This window comes from Alteromonas sp. D210916BOD_24, from assembly GCF_047159385.1.
Classification (GTDB): Bacteria; Pseudomonadota; Gammaproteobacteria; order Enterobacterales; family Alteromonadaceae; genus Alteromonas.
Genome location: NZ_AP038333.1, coordinates 2,232,173 through 2,253,176, shown reverse-complemented (window position 1 = coordinate 2,253,176; position 21,004 = coordinate 2,232,173). Strand labels below are relative to the sequence as shown.

At 38.9% G+C, this 21,004-nt stretch carries 18 protein-coding genes; 4 read left to right on the top strand and 14 right to left on the bottom strand.

Annotated features, from left to right (window positions below):
• The first annotated feature begins 7 nt into the window (after window positions 1-7).
• The 3 genes from ACMCM8_RS09835 to ACMCM8_RS09825 all read left to right on the top strand — a co-directional run bounded on the left by ACMCM8_RS09835 (window position 8) and on the right by ACMCM8_RS09825 (window position 3,924).
• Window positions 8-2,257, top strand: a complete 2,250-nt coding sequence (locus ACMCM8_RS09835) for a GumC family protein (protein WP_412722467.1) — start codon at window positions 8-10, stop codon at window positions 2,255-2,257.
• A 103-nt stretch (window positions 2,258-2,360) separates the two neighbouring features.
• Window positions 2,361-3,098 carry a tyrosine-protein phosphatase gene (locus ACMCM8_RS09830; protein WP_412722466.1) on the top strand — a complete coding sequence of 246 codons (738 nt, stop codon included), beginning with the start codon at window positions 2,361-2,363 and terminating at the stop codon, window positions 3,096-3,098.
• A gap of 19 nt (window positions 3,099-3,117) precedes the next feature.
• Window positions 3,118-3,924, top strand: coding sequence for a hypothetical protein (locus ACMCM8_RS09825; RefSeq protein WP_412722465.1), 807 nt, complete (start codon window positions 3,118-3,120; stop codon window positions 3,922-3,924).
• 42 nt (window positions 3,925-3,966) lie between these two features.
• Here ACMCM8_RS09825 and ACMCM8_RS09820 read toward each other — a convergent pair whose 3' ends face one another.
• The 11 genes from ACMCM8_RS09820 to ACMCM8_RS09770 form a co-directional block, all read right to left on the bottom strand.
• Entirely contained in the window at window positions 3,967-5,358 is a 1,392-nt protein-coding gene (locus ACMCM8_RS09820) for an O-antigen ligase family protein (protein ID WP_412722464.1), read from the bottom strand.
• Window positions 5,359-5,472: 114 nt separating this feature from the next.
• Entirely contained in the window at window positions 5,473-5,964 is a 492-nt protein-coding gene (locus ACMCM8_RS09815) for a hypothetical protein (protein ID WP_412722463.1), read from the bottom strand.
• Between the two features lie 115 nt (window positions 5,965-6,079).
• Window positions 6,080-8,023 carry a bifunctional diguanylate cyclase/phosphodiesterase gene (locus ACMCM8_RS09810; RefSeq protein ID WP_412722462.1) on the bottom strand — a complete coding sequence of 648 codons (1,944 nt, stop codon included), beginning with the start codon at window positions 8,021-8,023 and terminating at the stop codon, window positions 6,080-6,082.
• Between the two features lie 17 nt (window positions 8,024-8,040).
• Window positions 8,041-8,595, bottom strand: coding sequence for a transglutaminase-like cysteine peptidase (locus tag ACMCM8_RS09805; RefSeq protein ID WP_412722461.1), 555 nt, complete (start codon window positions 8,593-8,595; stop codon window positions 8,041-8,043).
• Window positions 8,596-8,680: 85 nt separating this feature from the next.
• A complete protein-coding gene (locus tag ACMCM8_RS09800; protein ID WP_412722460.1) occupies window positions 8,681-10,354 on the bottom strand; it encodes a hypothetical protein in 1,674 nt (557 codons plus the stop codon).
• Window positions 10,355-10,912: 558 nt separating this feature from the next.
• Window positions 10,913-11,551 (bottom strand): hypothetical protein, encoded by a 639-nt coding sequence (locus ACMCM8_RS09795; protein WP_412722459.1) that lies wholly within the window; start codon window positions 11,549-11,551, stop codon window positions 10,913-10,915.
• A gap of 134 nt (window positions 11,552-11,685) precedes the next feature.
• The gene (locus tag ACMCM8_RS09790; protein WP_412722458.1) at window positions 11,686-12,738 is read right to left on the bottom strand and encodes a glycosyltransferase; all 1,053 of its coding nucleotides are present in this window, start codon (window positions 12,736-12,738) and stop codon (window positions 11,686-11,688) included.
• Window positions 12,738-13,991 (bottom strand): oligosaccharide flippase family protein, encoded by a 1,254-nt coding sequence (locus ACMCM8_RS09785; RefSeq protein WP_412722457.1) that lies wholly within the window; start codon window positions 13,989-13,991, stop codon window positions 12,738-12,740. Before ACMCM8_RS09785 ends, ACMCM8_RS09790 begins: the two co-directional genes overlap by 1 nt.
• Window positions 13,992-13,993: 2 nt before the next feature.
• A complete protein-coding gene (locus ACMCM8_RS09780; RefSeq protein ID WP_412722456.1) occupies window positions 13,994-14,992 on the bottom strand; it encodes a hypothetical protein in 999 nt (332 codons plus the stop codon).
• Complete coding sequence (locus ACMCM8_RS09775) at window positions 14,973-15,773, bottom strand: sulfotransferase domain-containing protein (RefSeq protein ID WP_412722455.1); 801 nt, start codon at window positions 15,771-15,773, stop codon at window positions 14,973-14,975. Before ACMCM8_RS09775 ends, ACMCM8_RS09780 begins: the two co-directional genes overlap by 20 nt.
• Before the next feature lie 9 nt (window positions 15,774-15,782).
• Window positions 15,783-16,925 carry a polysaccharide pyruvyl transferase family protein gene (locus ACMCM8_RS09770; protein WP_412722454.1) on the bottom strand — a complete coding sequence of 381 codons (1,143 nt, stop codon included), beginning with the start codon at window positions 16,923-16,925 and terminating at the stop codon, window positions 15,783-15,785.
• Window positions 16,926-17,548: 623 nt separating this feature from the next.
• On the opposite strand from ACMCM8_RS09770, the gene ACMCM8_RS09765 reads away from it, so the two are divergent.
• Complete coding sequence (locus tag ACMCM8_RS09765) at window positions 17,549-18,955, top strand: mannose-1-phosphate guanylyltransferase/mannose-6-phosphate isomerase (protein ID WP_412722453.1); 1,407 nt, start codon at window positions 17,549-17,551, stop codon at window positions 18,953-18,955.
• On the opposite strand, the gene ACMCM8_RS09760 is transcribed toward ACMCM8_RS09765, so the two are convergent.
• Genes ACMCM8_RS09760 through ACMCM8_RS09750 form a run of 3 tightly spaced genes read right to left on the bottom strand, consistent with a single transcriptional unit; the run spans window position 18,952 to window position 20,995 of the window.
• Complete coding sequence (locus tag ACMCM8_RS09760) at window positions 18,952-19,389, bottom strand: 3-phosphoshikimate 1-carboxyvinyltransferase (RefSeq protein WP_412722452.1); 438 nt, start codon at window positions 19,387-19,389, stop codon at window positions 18,952-18,954. The two genes, ACMCM8_RS09765 and ACMCM8_RS09760, sit on opposite strands and share 4 nt — an antisense overlap.
• A gap of 38 nt (window positions 19,390-19,427) precedes the next feature.
• A complete protein-coding gene (gene ybeY, locus ACMCM8_RS09755) occupies window positions 19,428-19,901 on the bottom strand; it encodes an rRNA maturation RNase YbeY (RefSeq protein WP_412722451.1) in 474 nt (157 codons plus the stop codon).
• On the bottom strand, window positions 19,898-20,995 hold the full coding sequence (locus ACMCM8_RS09750) for a PhoH family protein (protein WP_412722450.1): 1,098 nt from the start codon (window positions 20,993-20,995) through the stop codon (window positions 19,898-19,900). The genes ybeY and ACMCM8_RS09750 overlap by 4 nt, the downstream gene beginning before the upstream one ends.
• Between the last annotated feature and the right edge of the window lie 9 nt (window positions 20,996-21,004).

Here is a 21,004-nt window from a genome sequence, read left to right as displayed (position 1 = left end):
AAGTGCTATGCTTGCCCAAGGAAATGAAGCCAATTTGCAGCAAAAGGATGACGAAGATATCATCGATCTTAGCCATTATATTAGTATTGTTAATCGCAACAAATGGCGAATATTGTTACTCGCTATTGTTGTGACTCTTCTTGCTGCACTGATCTCTTTCACGCTAACTCCCCTTTATAAATCTACAGCTTCGCTTCTAATAGAATCAGAAGAAACCAATGTCGTTTCTATTGAACAAGTTTATGGTTTGGATTCCAGCAAACAAGAGTATTTTGAAACTCAATACGAAATATTAAAATCCCGCCATATCGCTGAGAAAGTCGTTAATAAACTTGACTTGGTTAACCATCCCGTTTTTGCGGAGAAATTGAATGATAAAGAAAGTGTGGGTGGGATAACGATATTAGCTCAAGTCAGGTCTGTTCTTACATTTTTGCCTAAGTATTCTGATGTGAAATTTACTGAAGATGAATTGGCTGAGCAATATAAAGAAAAGGTGATTTCATTATTTATCGAAGACTTGTCGGTATTACCGATTCCTAAAACCCAAGTTGTTAAAATCTCCTATATCAGTCAATCTCCTCAGTTAGCTGCAAGAGTGGCGAATACAGTTGCCGAAGTCTACATTGAAAACTACCTTGAAGCTAAGTTTGAAATGACGAACAAGGCGACAACTTGGCTTAACGAAAGCTTGCAGGGGCTTCGAGAGCGACTTAATACATCCGAAAGAAAGCTTTCAGACTTTTATGAACGTGAGCAAGTAGTTAATTTAGATGGCGTAGTAGGTTTAGCTTCAGAAGAGTTGCAAGGGCTAAGTGAGCAATTGCTACAGGCTGAAAATAGGTTAAAGCAGAACGAAATCATCTATGAACAGGTGCAAAACTACCGTGGTAATTTAGATGAACTTGCTAAATTACCGGAAGTGCAAAACCACCCCTCTATTCAAAATGTGAAAAAATCGGAATTGCAAGCTGAAAGCAAGGTGTCTGAGCTTAGTAAAGTGTATGGCCCTAAGCATCAGAAAATGATTTCAGCTCAGGCAGAACTGTCATCGGTGCAAGCAACCTTAAACCGTCAGGTACAATCGCTTATCTCAGGTATTACCAGTGAATACCAGCAGGTTCAACAGCAGGTACAACGGCTACGTGCCGCTGTAGAGCGCGCTAAACAAGATTACAGAAAGCTAACTAACTTAGACTCGCAGCGTAAAATACTGCAGCGCGAAGTTGATGTTAACCAGCAATTGTACGACTCGTTTTTTACGCGCCTTAAAGAAACTAGCGAAGTAGAAGGGTTTGAAACCGCGAATGCCAGAGTGTTGGATAAAGCGACCATTCCATTAGAACCAGCTAAACCTAATAAAGTACTTATTGTGTTAAGTGCATTTGTGTTGAGTTTAGGTTTTGGTGTGTTTATAGCGGTGGTGCTGGATTTCTTAAACAGTGGTATTCGCTCGGTAGACGATGTAGAGCGTAGGCTTGGCCAACGTATGATGGGCTTAATTCCTTGGCAACCGCATAAGAAAAAAGAAGATTTACCGTTGCGTGAGTTCTTTAATAAAGACCACCATGCATTTGTTGAGGCGGTACGCACGTTAAGAACCAGTTTGCAGCTGCTTGACCTGACAGGTGAGAAAAAGGTGACTATGGTTACCTCTAGCGTACCTAAAGAGGGCAAAACTACGGTTTCAATTAACCTGGCATTCTCGCTTGGTCAATTAGGCAAAACCTTGTTGATTGACGCCGACTTACGTAAACCGTCTATTTCTAAACGTTTTGGGTTACCGGGTTTTCAGCCTGGTTTGGCTAACTTGATTGCAGGCACCCATCAGTTGGATGAGTGTATTACTCATGACGCCAGCTCAAACATTGATGTTATAACTGCAGGGCCTGTGTCGCATAACCCACAAGAGCTATTGTTTAGCCCTAACTTTAAAGCGTTAATAGACAAACTGAAGCAAAACTACCAGCACATCGTAATAGACACGGCACCTACTCAGGCAGTTAGCGACGCGATAGTAGTAAGCGAGTTTTGCGATACGCTGCTATATGTGGTTAAAGCCGATGCCACCAATGAAAAATTGGTACAAAATGGTTTGTCTAGGTTTATGAATGTGGGTAAACGTATAGATGGTGTTGTGCTTAATCAGGTCGATGTGCGTAAAGCGAACAATGCTTACGCCTATAGTGGCTACTATGACCAATACGGTTACGGCGCTGACGTCGATGCGGAAGACGGGGCAACAGGTAGAGCCTAAGTAATATATTTTTCAAAGCAAGCAGTAGCTGCTTTACCGGAAAGCCCTTTGTTGGCTTTTATAACAGCTGCAAAAATGAAAAAACGAGTTAAGCTAATTATTTATGATTGATTTACATTGCCATTACTTGCCAGGTATAGACGACGGAGCCGCCAATTTGGCGGCTTCTTTAGATCTTGCCCGCGCTGCTGTAGACTCTGGCATTACCCATACGGTATGTACCCCTCATATTCATTTTGGCTATTTCGATAACAATATCGACATTATTAAAAGTACCCACGAATTATTTGCAGCCGCGTTGGTACGTGAAGGCATTCCATTACACACCTATTTTGCGGCTGAAATACGTATTACGCCCGAAATTGTAAAGCTAAAACAGCAAGGCGCATTGCCGTATTTGGGTTATTTAAATGACAAGCCGGTATTGTTGGTTGAATTACCACATAGTCATATTCCACCGGGTACGGAACAGCTTATTCATTGGCTAAAGGCCAACGATATCATTCCTATGATCGCCCACCCCGAACGTAACCGAGATATACTGGCAAATAATAGCAAAGCAGTATGGCTAAAAGGGAAAGGGGTGCTATTTCAAGTTACGGCAGGGGCGATTACCGGTACCTTTGGTGAAAGGGTACAACAATGTGCAAACTATATAATTAATGAGGGTTATGCCGATATTATCGCCACCGATGCACATAATTTGCATAAACGCCCCCCCGAAATGAAACAGGCATTCGAATTGGTTGCCGGTAATTTTTCTGAAGCACTGGCGACTACACTTTGTGTGGAAACACCGTGGAATATAGCCAGTTGTTGGTTTGATACCGCAACAAGCTAACTGAGTGGGGCGTAATGTAATGTCAGAAACGGTTTTTAATAATAGTGCTACACATAATAATAGCGCCACACAGCATAAAGTAAAACCGCACTTATTTAATAAACTGCCTTCGTGGCTTTATGTGGTTAGTGTAATAGCCCTGTTCTTTTATTTAAGTATTACACCTATTAAAACTACATTGGCGTCGCTAAGTTATTATGGGGTAGAGGCTAAATTACTCAATTGGCGCGCAAATAATACCGCTATAACCGCACAAGATTATAACGCTGCAATGCAAGGCAGTACACAAGCGATAAAATTTCACCCGACATTTGCTTTTTACCACGATATACATAGCGAAGTAATACAGTGGGGAATTTATGCAGGTTATGAAGGTGATGTTACGGAGAGTTTTGAACAGATAGAAGCTTTGTATAAGCAGTCGTTAACCTTACGACCTACCTGGCCAAATACCTGGGCGAATAGGGGGCAGCAGTTGTTTTATGCTAAAGGCGCTAATGATAAAGAAGCTATTCAGCAAGCATTAGATTACCTTAAAACAGCCCATCAACTTGGGGAACATATACCCGAAGTGCATATTGCATGGACCGATATCGGGTTAAGGCTTGTAGAAATAGATTTTATGCAGTTTTTAAGCGTTCAGCAGTTAGTTAGAAGCCATATTTTTAAGGGCTTAACGCACCATAAGGCAAGAAATAAAATAATTGAATTAGTATATGGTTTCAATAAACAAGCGTTAGTGTGTGCCTGGTTAAAGCAAGAAGCAAAAGCGAGTGATGATAAGATAACAAGCGGTATGGCGTTTAAGCGCTTAAAGTGTAATTAAACGTAATAGCTTCTCCATACTTTGCGCAATCCTAAAACATGCTCACGCTTGTTTAAGCCTTTTGTTGGTTAGTAGCGCTAACGCTAGAATAACAATAAATAAAACGCTATTTGCGGGCGCCTGAAGTGGGAAATCCACGCTCATATGAATAGCCATGCCCACTATCGCCATAGTACAACCAAATGCTAAACCTTGCATTAGGCTGTTTTGCCGTTGTCGCATTGCTTTAATTGCTGTAGCTATGGCTATAAACGGTAATAAAAATATAATTAAACAGGCTATTAGCCCAGTTTCAATAGCGAATTGCAAATAGTCGTTATGGGCATGGTCGTAAAATATTTGAATGTCTTCACTTTGATAGCTTGGAAATATAGAGTAAAAACTGCCAAAACCCGAGCCGGTAATCGCGTAATCCTGTAGTAACGGTAAGCTATCGCGAACCACTTCATCTCTTGTCTCATGGGTTAGGGTAGTGTTTTCCAGCCTATCTTTTACTTTGTCTAGCCCAAACCACGCACTTACGATAAATACATCAATGACAAACATACTAACAATAAGAATGGTGAGGCCTTTGCTACGCCTTTTTATTAAAAATAACGCTAATAAACCAACCATTGTCATTGCCGCAAAAAATGCAGTGTTGCCCATACGTGAGCGTGACATAACCAGCGCAATTACCATAATAGCTAGCGCTATTCTTACTACCGCTTTGCCGTTAAGCATGGTTTCTAAAAAACGCCTTAATCTGGCTTTTTTAGAGGAGCTTTGCTTCGATATTAACGTACTGACTAAGTAGCCGACACCAATACTTAAACACAACATTAAAAAGTTGGCATAGTGGTTTTTGTATACAAAGGTGCCTGTGGCTATGCCCTTAACGGGTAATTGAAATACTATGCTTTTTTCAAAACCTAATAACACTTCGAGGCTGCCATACAACGCTTGAAACAGCCCAGTAAATACAATGGTTAGCATAACCGTTTTTAAGCGCTTTTCGGTATTCACAATAAGCAGTGTAGATAAAAACAAACCGAAATAGGCTAGGGTTTTATATAGTATGATAGTGGTTTGGGCTGGGTCTAACGATATAGTAGCGTATGCTTTAGGAGTAGGTGACAAAGCATGCAATTCAAACGCGTTGGGTGAAATTAGTTTTATTACTTGAATAGGTAGAGGTACTTGTTGCAACGCAACCCACGCTGTAAAAATACAAAATAGCGCAATACTTATTTTATTATCTTTAAGCGTATGCAGAACGTTATTCTTATAATAAATTAATGCGCCCGCAGCTATAGCAAAACAAAATATTTCAAGTAACCCCCATGCCCATGGGCGGTTTGACGCTAGCGGGATAGGTGCCCAAAATATTGTGAAAAGGAAAAGATAAAACAGCCACTGGGTATTTTTATTTGAAAACGTAGAACTTCTTAACATAAACGTTGTTATATTCAGTTGCTTTATTTGCAGGCTTAAAAAAAGTTAAAAGTACCTGAAGTTGTTATAAATAGCAAAAAGCCCCAAGTAATGGGGCTTTTTTATAAATATTTATTAATTATTCGAACCTGTGTTACCACCACCGTTACCGCCACCAGTGCCACCCGAACCTGCTCCAGGAGCGCTAGGTCCGCCATTACCACCAGTAACGCCTGCACCTGTACCTGGTCCAGCTGCTGTCTCGCCTGAAGCTGGGTCAAAACTAAATGCAGACGCTAATTGGGTAAGGTTACCAGTGTCGCCTTCACCATCTGCGGCTGTAGTGGCAATTAATGCAGCCGCTGCTAAAGATGAGCCACCTTCAATAGCGTTTAAAAAAGCTATACCAGCATCAAGGCCTAGTGCAATAAGCGCTTCTTTTTGCGCCTCGCTAAGCGGAGAGTCTTCACCTGTTAACGTAGCGTAAGCGTCAGCAGGTGTTGCTGAGGTGGCCATAACCGCCTTAATAGTAGTCTCAGTGGGGCCGTCTTGTGCCATTGCTAGCGGCGATATTGCTAACATCGCTAAAACGCATAATGAGATAAGCTTGCGCATTGCACTTTTCATAAAGTACTCCATAAAAGTAAATAACCGTTTCAAATTCCCATGTTCCTTCACAGAGTGAACACGGTATAAGCAAAGTGTACCAATAAAACAATTTAAAACCAGCTTAAAGTTTAAACTATTTTGTTCTTAATTCTGGCCACGAGCAAGGTTGACAGTATAAGTAACCTTGCACGTAATCGACAAATAGTTCTTGCAAAGTTTGTGCCTCAATTTCTTCTTCTACCAATTCTGCAATAACCTGAATATTTAGGCCATGGGCAATGTTAACCAGTGATCTTACAAAAAACTGGTTGTCTTCTGACTGGTGAATGTTTCGTGTAAAGCTGCCGTCTAGTTTTATGTAGTTAGGACGCAGTTTGCGTAAGTGGCTAAACGCTGCAATGCTAGTACCCACGCGCTCTACCGTTAATTTAGCGTTTAATGCGCGCAAATGCTCGGCTAAATAGTGCACATTGTCTGGGGCGTGTTGTAAGCAAATTTCCTGCACTTCAATCACAATATTTTCGGCAATAGTGCTGAAATTTGTCAGTAACGCTACAAATTTTTCAATGGTAGATTTTTCAGCAAATGATGCAGGAGATAGGTTTATTGCCACTGTTTCGCCCGAAGTAGGGCTATAAAGTGTCAGTATTTTTTCCAAAATCACCAAATCTAGGCTGCCAGCAAAATGCAAATGTTCACTTTCGGCAATAAGCTGCGACATAGGTAAATAGTTTTCGCTGTTTTTGCTTTTAAAACGGGCATAACACTCATAATACACATTGTGGCCGTCAAAGTTTTTAACAGGTTGCCTCACTATATCGACAGATTTGGTGGAAATGATGCGGTTAAACTCGTCGCGCCACTCTGTTTGGCTTATACGTTTTTCTAACTGACTGGCCAATTGCCAGCGCTTAGGTTTAGCCTTTGCAGTAGTTAAGGCCGCGTCGGCATTTTCTAAAAGCTGTGCTTTGTTAGTCAGTTCATTAATTCGTGCAGCGCCAATGTGGGCAAAACCGTTGGTATAAATAGGCAGTGTTTGGGCGTTAAACTCGTCACTTAAGCTGTCTAGCATTTGACAACAACGCTCTTCATTTACGTTTTCGAGTAGCATGACAAAGTCGCCGCCACGTACACGATACGTTTCAGCGCTCACCTTTGCCCCTTGCTCAGTTAAAATGTGGCTTAAGGTTTTAATGTAAATGTCAGCGGTTTGCCCGCCCTCAGCTTCATTCACATGGGCAAGGCTAGATAAGCGAATAATCACTAAAAAGCCCGAGGGTGATTGTTCTTTGTCTGAAAACAAACGCGCTAAGCGGTTATCTAGTGCCAGTTTATTCCCTAATTGGGTAAGCGAGTCCAAATAGGCGGTCTGGTAATAACTTTTAGCCTGTGCGGTTAGCTCTTTGTGTTGTTTGTTTAATATACCCGCCATTTTATTGATGGCGCGTACCATTAGGTTCAACTCTTTAGTTTTAGGTACGTCGTCAATTTCACTAAAGTCACGGGCGCTAATGCGTTCGCTGGCAGAAACCACAGCAAATATTGGAGTAATAATAATACGTAGAACGGCATACAGCAGGGCACTGCCTACAATAAATAACAGTAAAGTAAACCTGAAGGTGTCATTGGCGTTTTGCCACAACTGCGCATAACCTTTACCTGGGTGGCTTTTTACTGTCATGGTGCCAGCAATATTCCAGCCCGAATTAATTTCGGTTTCAGCCACAGGGGGTTGTAAAGGGAATAGATCTCTAAACCAGTCTGGTACACTTTGCGGAGCAGGGGGGTTCTCTTTAGACAGTAGAATAGCCCCTTCCATGTCTTTTAAAATTATGGACTGATAATACCCGCTATCAAATATGGCGTTCACCATGGTCTCCACTATGGGCAGCGTACTCTCATCACCCACATAGGGGCTAATAGACAAACCCAGCGAGGTAGCGGTGTCTTGTGCGTGTGAATTTAACTGATCTTCAATATAAGTACGGAAGTTGTTTACGTTAATATAAACCGTACCGAAGAATACCAGCATTAAAACCACTAAAAAGCCAATACTGAATTGTTTAGTAAGTGACATAGTTTTACCTGTTATTATTAAAAGTCACGCTCAATTCGAGCAGTTAAATCGTCCCATAACTTGTGTTTAGAGCTACCTAATTTTGACCCTCGTCCTTGCGCTTTGGCCAACCACAGACCTTCACCATTAAAGCTATAAACGGGGCGTAGATCGCGTCGCTTGTTGGCGGGTAATATTCTGGGGTTTATATTATCAAGAATGAGTGGAATTGCATTGGGTTCTGGATAATAAGCCAATACCATATGCGCTTGGTTAACACTCAGCGCGGTGACAAACATCATACGGAGTTTACTGTCGGGAACGCCAAGCTGGCGAAGAGAAAAGTACTTGGCGATAACGTAGTCTTCACAATCACCACCATTTGTGCCCAGCATTTCTATGGGGGTTGCCCAATAATCGGTCTTGTTCCAATGCTCGAGGTCAGAATGATAGGGGATCCTATTAAAAAAGTTATTTACATTATATAAAATATCCTCGAATTTAGAGTTTTCTTGATTATGAATTGTTTTTGTCCATTTTTGTATTCGGGTGAGAGCATCTGAACCATACTTACGTTCAATTTGTTGTAACATTGAATTCGTAATCTCTAGCGAGAAGCTAAAGAATGAAATGAAGCCGAGGAGGTAAATACAAGAATAAAGACACTTGTATTTTTTTCTAAATCCCATAACTGCCATTTAGCCTAAGGTTGTTATTAAACTTAATATCATTTAGGTTACTTGCTTTTGAAATACGAGATATTTCTATGTTCTCTGGATGTCCGGAGACTTTCCCAAATCGTGAAACGTAAACGATGGCTTTTGGAAATCTGCTCTCTTGGGCTATAGCATAAAAAGCAGAATTGAGAAGTTGGAAATCACGAACAACTGTTTCTCCTTCAAATGATGCAGAATTGATAAGCCATACTGCTGTGTGTAGTGTGCCTTTTACCAAAAGGTTGGTGACCGTGCAATTTCCGTTAGTTCTTAAGCCATTATAAAAAAGTGCGCGGTTCATCTTATCTAAAGAACAAATTGAATTTCCTGATAGAAAACTCTTACATATTCCTGTTGCTGGAAAATATTTTGTAGCGTCGCCATTTAAAGTTGTAATTCTTATCCCGTCGGGCATCATCCATCCTGTTGAAGGGTTGTGCCTTCTCTGAACAATTAGATTGCTCCTGACATTATACTCACCACTCTCTAGCCATATGTGTGCTGGCCGGTACCGATTTTCTTTATGTAAACGAAGATACCCACAGTTCACAGAATAATTCTTTTCTATATGGCAATCAAATCCTGCTCGCAAGTATATAGATTGAACGCCACAAGAAATAAAGGAATTCATAGATATCTTAATGTTTAAGTTGATCTTACCTTGCTCTTTCCCATTCCCATCTACAGTCATACCTTCACTTTTAAATGAAAAATACTTAGGAAGTTCTCTAACTTGTACGCCTGCTCTATCTCCCTGAATAAGGTTAGTGCTTAAATTTTTAGAACCGCCACACATTGTAAATCTACAATTATGTATTGATAAACTTGTCAAACCGGCGCCAGAAATACCATTCCAAGTAGTATTTTTAAATTTTGTTGAGAGTACAGTAGTGTTATTGGTATTCCATAAAACTATACCATTTAAAAACGAGTTCTTTATCTCATTAATTTTTATATAAATATTTTGTTCATCTGGCTTCTTAGAGTAACAGCTTATGAATATATCTCCATTGTGTCTGAGGAAATACTTTCCAATACCTATTTTTTTAATGTTTTTATATGACTGCTTATCTCTGTTACCGTCTATACTCCAGTTCCCTTCTAATACTATGTCTTTGCAGTTTTCTATTTTGATTAAAGCATAGAAGGCTCTCTTACCATCGATGGATGAACCCTTTCTTATTATTGTTCCATGCCCTCTAATCGAGACAAAATCTGCGTTTTTAAATAAAAGGCTGTCGCTTATTAAAAAACGTGAACTTAAGTCTGTTCCTAAGTGTAGATTTAGTTGAGAACTCTTACTTACTATAGCTTTTTTTATTGCATTTGTGTCGTCATTAACTCCATCCCCAACTGCACCAAAATGAAATGGTGTGACCTCTTTGTTAATCAAGCGTAATTGTAGTGAAGTATTAATTTGCTTTATAAATATGCCATCTTGAACGGATGGCGTGCACACCAAATAAGTGCCACCTCCTTTATTCATACCTTTAAAATAAGAATCAACAAAAAAGACTCTTCGTTTCAATTTGGCTTGAAGATGTTGGGCGATAAAACAATCTAATGATTCGAAAGAGTCAAACTTCCATTGTCTATAATGCTCTAATTGCTTAAGCGAAAATTGAAATGAAAACATTTTGCTACAAGCTAGTTTAACAGCTAACGTAAGAAACGCTCTCCTAGTGATCATATAATTAACGTATTTAATACTTTAGAGTAGGTAAGGGTAGTAGTTAATGAATTACTTTTAAAGAAAACAGAAGCAAAATCTTTATACCACGATAGTAATAATGAAGCACAATTTTACACATTCTCCGGCTTGTTTGTTTTCCATGGGAATGTTTACAACCCATGTCACTGAAAACGCCGTTAATGTTGTAAGGCAATATATAATTTTTAATTAAATGGTTATTTGCGTTTAGTACTAGTCGTGACTAGTATGCGGGTCGTTTAAAAGTAAATAAAAGTTGCCTCAATTTTCTTTCTAAAAATGTTCTAAATGTTAAGTGGGGCTTTATGTGAGATTTTATGGTGAGAGTGGAAGCGACGGAACTGAACCGATGGATCCGTAATAATTGAATCCGTATAAATATCTGTAGCCTATGTAGTAGGCAAAAAGCTGTGATAAAATTGGTTCTTCCAAACGCCACTCGTTAAACTTTAGAGTGGCGCCAAAATATAAGGTAAATATATGTTACTTCTTAGTTGCTTTTATTCTTCTTGCCATAGGTAAAAGAGCAATCACCAAAGCCATTATCAATAGCGGTGAAGGTTCACTTACGGTTAGGGATGCACCTGTAGTAATACACTCAGTATTAGAACTGCAAAGTTCTACATTTGAAAAGTTTAAAGAAAGACTCTGTGAACCTGCATCTTTGTCTAGAATTAAGAAGATGTTACTATATGTTCCTGCAGAGTAAAGAGTGCCAATATCTATTGATATAGCAACGGTTCCAGAACCTAATACGTAATTGTAAACGCTTGTTCCATAATTCTGCCAGCCTGCTACTTTAAGGACGTCAGGAACCGCTGCTGTAGTGTCATTGTCAAAACCTATAGCACCTACTTCTACGTTTCCTGATGCACTAAAGAGGAAGTGCAATACAGTTGTACTATCAATTATAAAGTTTCCACCAGTAAAAGCTTTCCAAGCGTTACCTGTAATAGTTGCGGTTAACCCATCACTAGAAATAGAAGTACTGCCATTCAAATCCTGAAAAGAATCTGGGCCGTCATAGGAGGTTTCACTTAAAGAGTTAAAATTTATAAATGCAGCTTGAGACTGGCAAGCTGCAAACAGAAAAAACATAGCTAAAAAGTGTTTAATTTTCACATCAAGCTCCGAGTGCAAATTTATAATACAAAAACTATCCTGTTGTAAGCAAATAGTGTGCCTATTTGTAATTAGTTGAATTGTAAGCGAAAAAAAAACAAAGAAAGATGGTTTGTAAATATAGCTGACATCGTTCAACGATAAAGTTCATCTAATCGCCTGCGCAACTCATTTACAGAATTCATAGCTCTAATATTTTCGCTAAGAATATAAGGATTACATTTGTGGGGCTTGCCTTGCACAAGTGAAATTATTGCATCTGCAGCTTCATTTTCATCTTCGCAGCAAAGATCATCACCAAATACCTTAGTTGGACCGATTGCTCTAGCAAAGGTGGGTAAGTTTAACGCTGCGGCTTCAATCAATGAGACTGGGTTACCTTCCCACCTAGCGGTATGAAGGTATATATCACTATTCTTGAGATGTTCTATAGCTTCTTCCTTATTCAACCAGCCAGTTACTTTTATTTTGTTTTTAGATAAGGATGCTACTTTATCTTTATCTCCCCCGCCTATCCAAAGAGCGTCCACATCCATCCCTTTATCTTTCAGTATTTTAATTACTTTAGCGAAATAGTTCGGGTCTTTTTGCTCACATACTCTACCCACCATTGCCAATTTAAAGGATGAGGAACTGGTATCCTTATAATCATAAACTTTTCTATGTGGGGGCGGTTCAAGTGTCATTGCATTATTAAGTGGAACAATTTTAGAGTTTATGTTTATTGATTGTGAGAGCTCTTCTTCATAAACGCCGCACGATGCTATAACTCCCGTTCTATAAGAAAGTAGTTTTTCTATGAATTTAAAAAATTTTCTTTGATAATTCGGCTTGCTTTCAATTAAAAAGGAATAGCAGTGAGGTGTGTATATGATTTTTTCTTTAGGTACTAATGCCACACGCCCATAAAAGCCAGCAAAAGATGAATGTAAATGTACATATTTTGGCTGATACTTTCTATATATCTGTGTAATCACAAAAGGAATTTTCCAGAAAGGTAGATTACACCTTATGATTGTTTTTGTAGGTACACTTAATATATCGCCATTGGAATCGTCACTTCTGCCACTAATAGCAAAAATCATATGCTCTGTTGTATTTAGGTTAGACTCAGCAATATATTTTGCTATCGCTGTTTCGACCCCGCCCCCTAAACATTCAGTTATGTGTAAAACTAAATTTCTCATTACTTAGACCTAAAAACGTTAATTCTAAAAAATGCTAGATAAGCCATACCTAAATTTGCCAAAGACATACCGGCAGCTGCACCGATACTTGCTCCCACAAGTGAATACTTATTTGTTAACAAAATAATAAGTAAACATCCAATTAATAATGATAACGCTGTGCAAATATTTACAATATTTGCTTTGTTGCCCATTAAAAGAACCATTCCAATTGGCCCAGTTAATACATTTACAAATTGAGCTAATATTAAAATTCTAAGTGCATTACTACCTGTGACAAAGTTATCGCCAAATATTGCGAGTATTTTCTCGGGCCAAAGAATACACAAAATAAATGCTGGAAGACTCAACAAAGCAAGAAGTAACGTAAAGTTAAGGTAGATTTTTTTTGCTTGGTCTAGGGATCTGTTTTTAAAGTGCCTGGCTAATACCGGAGCAACTACTGCATTTACAGAAACAAGAAGAAACGACAATAACCAAGAAATGCGTGAGCAAATTGCATATATTCCTGTAGCTTTGGAATCTAATATTGCACTAACGAAAATCAAAGGAGCCCAATTATTGAAAGCGATTAATACCTCACTCAAGAAATACTTTTTGTTATCTTCAGAAGATATGTTTTTACCCAGTTTTACAAGAAGTACTCTGTGTTTTTGTGATTTCTGATAGTAAAAATAAGATAAAGCTAAAGAAATATATGCGGAAAATGAAAATGCCACTACCGGTAAATAGTTAGAGGAGTATGCTCCAAAGAAAAAAACTGTTATGCAACTCAATGCATAGCAGACTAGATTCTGTGTACACATTGCTATTTTTAGATTGCCTCTTGATTGATTCAATGAAGAAAAAATGAATGTTAGGGTGTAAGGTACGATCGCAAGAGCGGTGAGGGAAATGAATATTTCTAATTCATAGTTGGAATAAAAAAAAATCGAAATTGGTTTAGAAAAAGAAAAAGTTAAAATAGAAGCTATAACGGAAATAAGTATTACAATAGTAACTATATTGTTTACTCTTTCTTTATGTTCATATTTAAAGTTTGATGAGAACTCTTTGAGAATATAAGTGGTAAAACCATATTTGCATATAATTGTTAAAATTAGAAGAAAAGAAAAAGATAGATAGTATAGTCCAGCACCTTCAGCAAAATAAAATCTAGCAATGATGACGCTAAATAAAAATCCGAAAGCAGCGCTTAATCCCTTGATTATTAACGCAATGCTTGAGTCTGAAATGATTTTTTTGAATTCCATTGTTATTTCGTTATTTTTTTATTATTTAGAATGACTGAAAAAATTGCTACTAAGCTCAACATTGTAGAATGACGAACAAATGTCCCACTGTCAGGAACCAAGTATGAAATAAATAATAGTGAAAATGCCCCGAATAGCCAAATTTCTACTATTGCATCTTCCTTTGTTATCTTAAATGTGAAGAATATGGTTATGAGGTTGATCAATGATGCAATCCCTACTAGACCGAAATGAGTGAAAAAAGTAGTGAATATTGATAGTATATTATTAAACCAAACTTTTGAAACGAGCCAAAAATTTCCGTGTTCTTCAAAGCCTAAATCGAAAAGTGTATTTACACTTGAATAATATTTCAAACGGAACCACATTTCTTTCTTAACTTGATAAATTAAATCGAAAACATCCTGACCAAATAGTAATAATGTCATTAATAAAATGAATCCGATAATATAAGCTAAGCTCTCCTTTAAACGTGGAATAAATAAAGCTAAAAGTAATAATGGTAAATAGTACTGTCTAATTAAAATTGAGAATACTCCCATTAATATAAAAAAAGTAATTAACGTGTATTCACTTTTTATTCTACTTATGAGATAAGTGGTGAGCAGGATAAAAAGTAAAAGTGCCTCTTTTGTTATATATCCAAAGTATGCGGAAAGTGGGGCAATGAGAACTAGATGAAATACTATAGTGGTATAGTTTTTTGCATGCAGAGCTACTATATATAAGTACAAAAAAAACAATATATTAGTTGCAATTTCATAAGGAATTATAGAACTGACTTTTAAATAAAAAAGAGCAACCCAAGCCTTTCCAACCATGTCAGAATTGGCGGTCCCAGAATTAACTCCTTCCATTATTTCGACATAGCCATCGTGATCATTAGGTTTAAATAAGAGCCGTAGTGGAAGAAGTGCAGTGAAACAAAAAAAAGCAATAAAAGCTGCTTTTGCTTTAGTTCTGTTGTAATCTTTATTTAATCTAATATAACCGATTTTCATAACGTATTGTTTCTGCTTTCATTATATTATTAATTTCCTCAATTTCTTTTTTATGAATGAGTTCTTCTTTTTTCCTTTCTTTAGATCTAAGTAATATTTTCTTTAGTCCGAGCCTCTTAAATAACTCAATTATAAAAAGTAAGTTCCATGTTCTTAGCTTTTCAGTAACAAAGCTCGTATACTTTGCAATGTAATAGTTTGAATAGGCTCCTCCTATATTAGATTTGTTTGAAGCTGCTATATTATCAATATTGAATTTTTCTGCTCTAATAAAGCAACAAAACTCGTCAATAAATTTTTGAGGATCTTTTTTAATATCTTCATAGTAAAATACCTTTACGTTTGAAAATTCCGATTTCCATTTATTGATGTTTTTGTGATAATTGGAGCTATCTATTAAATCATTTCTTTCATTAATTGCTTCTAAAATTCGAGATTTGGTTTTACCATAACGAACATGGTGTAAATAGTCTGAAATTAATCGTTGGCTAGGATCTCTTATACAAATTGCGATTTTTGTTTCAGGATTAGATTTTTTAATTCTATAAAGCGCTTCATGGTTAGTGAAGTAACTCGGTGAAAACTCTCCCCTTATTTTTTTTTCACAATTTTTCTTATAATATCTTTTTTCATATTGTTCTTTTTTTTCAGTATAAAACTTGTCGAAAAAATAGGTTTCTTTAGTGGTTTCTGGTAACTGTACTGAAGGATGGTTTTTCATTACATCGTGTAACCAAGTTGAAGCTGTTTTTCTTGGGCCCACAAGAATAAAATCAAGCATATTTCTACCCTAATACAGTGCTTTACGAATATTTGACTTTAATTCGTTTTTTTTACTTAGTATTTGCTTAATGTTTTTTTCAAGAGCAAGCCAATAGGAGTCTTCGTCCTGAGTGATTGTATCTATCGCGCGGGTTACATCCTCTACATTTAGTGAAAACGAATTGAACACATAATTTTCTAATCCTAAGTCTTCATATGCGCCAAATCCCTTTCTTTCATACGAAAGGTGTACTGAAGGATGGCCTGAAATTATAGTTTCCATTGAACCATGTAGCCTTACTGAGGTAACTAAATATCTTTTACCATCACTGAGAGCTTCTTTTAAAGTTCTTAGGTTTTGTTCACCAAAATACTGTCTAGCAAAATCATAATCATCGTTACCTCTACCAGTGCTTTGAAGTACGATTTCCATTTTATATTTTTCTTTAAGAGCTTTTAGCCCATTAATATAATTATTTTTAGTTTTTTCGTTGGCTTCAATGTCTCTACAAATAAGAAGATGATTGAGAGTACCTCCTGATTTTTTAAGCGCATTTGCTAATTCGAAATTCTGAGCAAATTTCATTACTGCTAAGTCAGGAGTTCGGGTTGTGGTTTCTAAATTACATAGTTTTAGAGAACGGTCATCTCTAACATGCACCGAGTTTGAATACTTTAGTCCTTCTAACACAATATTCTCGTGAAACTTATACTTAAACGGTCCTATGCTTTGAGGAAAGTAAATAAAAGGTATTCCAGATGATTTTGCCCACAAAAGCTGTGTCGTGTTATTAATAATACATTTTAATGACTCTTTAAAATTCTTACCTCGCATATACCCACCACCAACCCCAATAATTAAATGGCTTTCTTTCGAATTTTGATCAAAAAGAGGATAAGTAAATTTTTTCTTTATTAATAAGTATTTTACAATTCTTATTGCGTTTAAAGCAGAATAAAGAACTCTTCTATATAGAATTTTATCAACGCAGTCCACTTGGAAAACACGGGTGTACTTTGTAAAGCTTTCCTTATCGTTAGCAAAAATTAAATATTCTACTGCTTCGTCATTTTCTAGTACTTCATTGAGTAACTCTACAGTTAGATCGACTAACAAGCCGTCTCCAGAGTTTTTCGTAGAATAAGCTTGTTGGATGATAATTTTTTTCAAGTTAGTCCCTTACAGAAAAGTGATGATAAATAGTAAAAATTGATAAGTTTATATGGATTAACTGTCCCCAGTTAAAACTTTACTTCCAGTCTAAAGGAATCTATTACAGTTTCAAACTACTACTTTGAAAAAGAGCATTATAATTGCACCAATTCACTTTCACGCAAAGCCATGTGTTTTTTCGTTCATGCGAGTCGGAAATAGCTCAAAGTACATTTCATTTTTTACGAGAGTCTAAAGATGAGTCATCTTCTTTGGTTAGTTGGATGTTGAGGAACTAAAAGAAATTATTTCACTTTTTTGGTGGAGGTTAACATTGGTATGTATACTGCCTGTTGTTAATTTGATCATATCAACGACAGCTGTAAGTAATTTCAGTATTTAGTTTATAAAACACTGTTACAAGAAAAGAGGCCAGTAATTGTTTACAATCTTTTTTTAATTGGCCTTACTAGCCAAGTATACGTAGTTCGACTATGGCTAATAGCGGGAAGCAACTAAAGAAGCTCTTGATGTTAGCTGATTTGCTAGTGCCAAGCCGTACTTCGTTTCTTAATATGATTAGGGCTCTACATAGAATATGTATATTACGAAGACCAAATTATTGTCGAAGAAGGACTAAAATGAAACCAATAATACTCGCTGGAGGCTCGGGAAGCCGTCTTTGGCCTAAATCTCGTGCGGCGCTTCCAAAGCAATTTTTGTCGCTATGCAGTGAAAATACCATGCTGCAGGATACCATTTTACGGTTAAAGGGCATTGATAGCGAAGACGCCATGGTTATTTGTAATGAAGAGCATCGCTTTTTAGTCGCAGAACAACTTCGTCAAAAACACATTAATCACAGCGGTATATTGCTTGAACCAGTAGGGCGTAATACAGCCCCCGCTATTGCGTTAACCGCGTTGCATGCCGTTAACGCGGGTGACGATCCTGTTTTGCTTGTGTTGGCGGCCGATCACATTATTAAAAATGTCAGTGCATTTCACAGTGCAATTAAACAGGCTGAAGCATTGGCGCACGATGGCAAGTTGGTCACGTTTGGCGTGGTACCTAGCGAGCCACATACCGGCTATGGCTATATTAAAGCGGCAGGTAAGTTAGGGGCAGGGTATGCGGTACACAGCTTTGTTGAAAAACCTTCTTTAGAGGTGGCCCAAGAATACGTTAACTCGGGCAGTTATTATTGGAATAGCGGCATGTTTATGTTTAAAGCCAGCCGTTATTTAGAAGAGTTAGCAAAATACGCCCCCGACATGTTAGCGGTGTGTGAAAAGGCCATTCAAAGTACCACCACTGACTTGGATTTTATCCGCGTTGATGCCGAGGTATTTGCCCAATGCCCTGACAATTCCATTGACTACGCTGTGATGGAGAAAACCGACAGCGCCGCCATGGTGCCACTGGATGCCAATTGGTCAGACGTGGGTAGCTGGAGCTCGTTATGGGAAACGTCTGATAAAGATGAAAGAGGCAATGTGGCCATTGGCGATATTCTTTTAGAAGATGTCGATAATAGCTATATTAACGCCGAACAGCGCATGGTCGCGGTGGTGGGTTTACATGATGTTATTGTGGTTGAGACCAAAGACGCGGTGATGGTGGCCCACAAAAGTGCCTCGCAAAGCGTTAAAAAGGTGGTAGAGCAGTTAAAGGCTGAAAAACGCCCGGAATTTGAGTTTCATCGCGAAGTATTTCGGCCGTGGGGAAGCTACGATTCAATAGACAGTGGCGACCGTTTTCAGGTTAAGCGTATTACAGTGAAACCCGGTGAAAAACTGTCGGTACAAATGCATCATCACCGCGCAGAACACTGGATAGTGGTGTCTGGCAGCGCTAACGTTACTATTGATGATAAAACCCAATTGGTTACCGAAAACCAGTCAGTGTATATCCCCATTGGCGCAGTACATGCGCTGGAAAACCCCGGTAAGATCCCGCTGGAGTTAATAGAGGTGCAATCGGGCGCTTATTTAGGTGAAGACGATATTGTGCGCTTTTCTGATCGTTACGGGCGGGTTAAAAGCTAATTTAATACGTTGGCCTTAAACCAGGTCCACAGGCCCAGGCTCCAATCTTCGAAAATGTTGATGCCTAGGGCCGACTTTATCAAATAAAGCACAATCAATCCGAACAAGACAGACACGGTTAAAAACAACGCGAAAATGGTGGCATTGAGTAGTGCAGCTAGGCGTAATTCTTCGGGGGATAGGGTACGGCGGTTTCGACCTGCCAATATAACGTAGTAGTAGCGCCATTTAAAAAACTTAATGGTGCCCCTTAGGTCAACCTTGTGCCGACCCCATTCCCTTGCGCCAATGGCGTTTCGTAAATAAGACAGTTGTTTCTCGTCAAACGAGTCGGCCACTTTTTGTGGCATTCGTTCTAGTAAGCGGGCAATGACAGGGTCATTTTTAATGTCTTTGGGGTTGTCAGAAACGGGCGGTTGGGCTGGCGTTGTCATCCATGTACTGTCTGTATTAGGGCACTGTTATAAGCAAGTTACTTAATTTGATAGGGGTCGTCTATACCTAAGGTAGATAATATGGCAATTTCTTTCGATTCCATGATATCGGCTTCGGTATCAATGATATGGTCGTACCCCAGTAAATGCAGCATACCGTGAATAGTCATGTGGGCATAGTGGTGGTCGACTAGCTTTTCCTGCTCGCGTGCCTCTTGACTGATGACCGGCGCACATATGACCAAGTCGCCCAACAGGTTTATTTCAATACCCGGCGGCGCTTCGAATGGAAACGAAAGTACATTAGTGGGTTTATCTTTACCTCGGTACTCATGGTTCAACTGCTGGCTTTCTGCTTCGTCGGTAAAGCGAATAGTGACTTCTTGATCAGACAGCCCTTCGGCGGTAAGTACGGCATTGGCCCATTGGGTTAGCAGTGCCTGTGAGGGAATGGCACGCGCAATGTCGTCATTACCCTCGTAGGCTTGCTGATAATCGATTATGGCACTCACGACGGGCTATTATCTTTAGGCTGCGAGTTTGATTGCTCATCGGTTATGGCTTGCTCGCGCTGTAAGCGCAACGCTTCTTCTTTAGCCTCTTCTTTACGGGCTTTGCGCAGGCGTTCTTGTTCGGCGTCGTGCACTTCATAAGCGCGAACAATTCGCGCTACCACAGGGTGGCGCACTACGTCTTCGGCATTAAAGAAATTAAACGAGATATCGTCTACTTCGTTCAGTACCTCAATGGCGTGACGAAGACCCGATTTGGCCCCACGCGGTAAGTCAACCTGTGTGATGTCGCCGGTGATCACGGCTTTTGAATTAAAACCAATACGGGTTAAGAACATTTTCATTTGTTCTACTGTGGTGTTTTGGCTTTCATCCAAAATGATAAACGCATCGTTTAAGGTTCTACCGCGCATATACGCTAACGGTGCCACTTCAATGACGTTGCGCTCCATCAGTTTTTCCACTTTTTCAAAGCCCAGCATTTCAAACAGGGCGTCGTACAGTGGGCGCAGGTAGGGGTCTACTTTTTGCGATAAGTCACCCGGTAAAAAGCCCAGTTTTTCACCGGCTTCTACAGCAGGGCGCGTAAGCAAAATACGGCGAATTTCCTGACGTTCCAGCGCATCAACGGCTGCCGCTACGGCCAAATAGGTTTTACCAGTACCCGCTGGGCCAATACCAAACGTAATGTCGTGGTTAACAATGTTAGCCACATATTGCGCCTGATTGGGGTTACGGGGCTTAATTACGCCGCGTTTGGTTTTGATATTGACTTCTTTGCCGTAGCCACCTGTTGAATCTTTTTCTATAACACGGGCTTCTTGAATAGCCAGGTGCACCTGCTCGGCTTCCAGTTCTGGAATGCGACCTTTTACCGGCTGGGTTTCGATATACAATAGCTTGAGTAATTCGGTAGCACTTTTTATTTGCTGCGGTTCACCTAACACTTTGAAGGCGTTGTTGCGGTAGGTAATTTCAACACCTAGCCTGCGCTCAATTTGTTTAATGTTGTCATCAAATGGGCCGCATAAACTCGACAAGCGTTTAGCGTCTGCCGGTTCTAATTCAAATTCGTTACTTACCAATGTACTCAAGCTACTTTT